This window comes from Streptomyces otsuchiensis (assembly GCF_004305975.1).
Lineage (GTDB): Bacteria > Actinomycetota > Actinomycetes > Streptomycetales > Streptomycetaceae > Streptomyces > Streptomyces otsuchiensis.
The window spans coordinates 1-1,126 of the sequence record NZ_BHZI01000540.1 but is presented as its reverse complement, the minus strand read 5'-3'; the positions used below and the strand labels follow the sequence as shown (position 1 = coordinate 1,126).

The 1,126-nt window shown below is 73.4% G+C and carries 1 protein-coding gene; it reads left to right on the top strand.

Annotated elements, in window-relative coordinates; all coding sequences use genetic code 11:
• Positions 1-1,126, top strand: a 1,126-nt coding sequence (locus tag E0D90_RS26920) for a hypothetical protein (protein WP_227870519.1), incomplete at both ends; no start/stop codon positions are given.

Below are 1,126 nucleotides of genomic sequence, written 5' to 3'. Positions count from 1 at the left end.
GCCCACCCCCGAGCAGCGGCTCACCGAGATACGCGAGCGGCGCGCCCGGAACCGCGCGGCGAACCCGCCCGACCCGCTGCGCCCGGTCTCCACCCACCCCCTCGTCGCCGAGATCGAGCAGTGGTCGCCCGCGCAGCGCGCGGCCCACGCCAAGGACGAGACGTGGGTGGGGACCGCCGGCCGGCAGCTCAAGACCCGGCACTTCGCGCACGTCGCCGCCGCCCTCATGGTCACCGCCCCGCCCGGCGTCCACCAGCCCGCCGCGGCGTCACGGCAGGCACGCCGCGTCATCGCCGATGTGCTGCGCAGCAAGGAGGTCGCGCAGCGGCTGCTGCTCTCCGGGACCCGCGTGGTGATCATCCCGGCGGACCAGAAGCTCACCGACCTGCCCGAGTTCGCCTCGCTGGCGGGGACGAAGACCCACGTCGGCCAGGACTGGGACATGGTCCGCGGCGTCGAGTCGCGGAACGGCGTCATCGCCGTCGGCGAGGAGAACCTGCTGGGCACCACCACCCGCTTCGGCGCCAACGCCGACGGGTACAGCGTCCTCACCCACGAACTGGCGCACTCCGTCCACCGTGTCCTGACCACCCGCCCCTCGGGCCGGCTCGAGGACGGCGATCCCCTGGACGGCGCCGCCGCTGTGATCGGCGCCGCGCACAGCGCGGGCGTGCGGCTCGACGACTCCCCACACGGCCCCGCGCGGCGCCAGCGGTCCGACGGCACGTGGACCCAGCCCAACTACGCGATCAGCAACCAGGAGGAGTTCTTCGCGCAGCTCACCAACACCTGGCTGGGGAGCAACGGCGGCCGGGACCCCTTCACCGGCTTCCCCATGCGCAACGACCAGCAGTGGGTGACCCAGTTCGCCCAGCGGTTCACGCAGACCCAGGTCGACGGCTCCGAGACCCAGCAGGAGATCCGGCGGCTGGAGACCGAACAGCGCCTGGTCCAACGGCTGGTGCCGCTGCTCACGGAGCTGTACGGCCCGAAGCGCACACCCGATCTCGGGCCGCACAACCCGCGGGAGGCCGTCCGCCAGGAGAACGAGGTCTGGGATGCGTTCCGCAGCCTGTGGGACGGCCCGAACGGCCCTGACCCGGGGCTGCTCCAGGGCACCACCCCC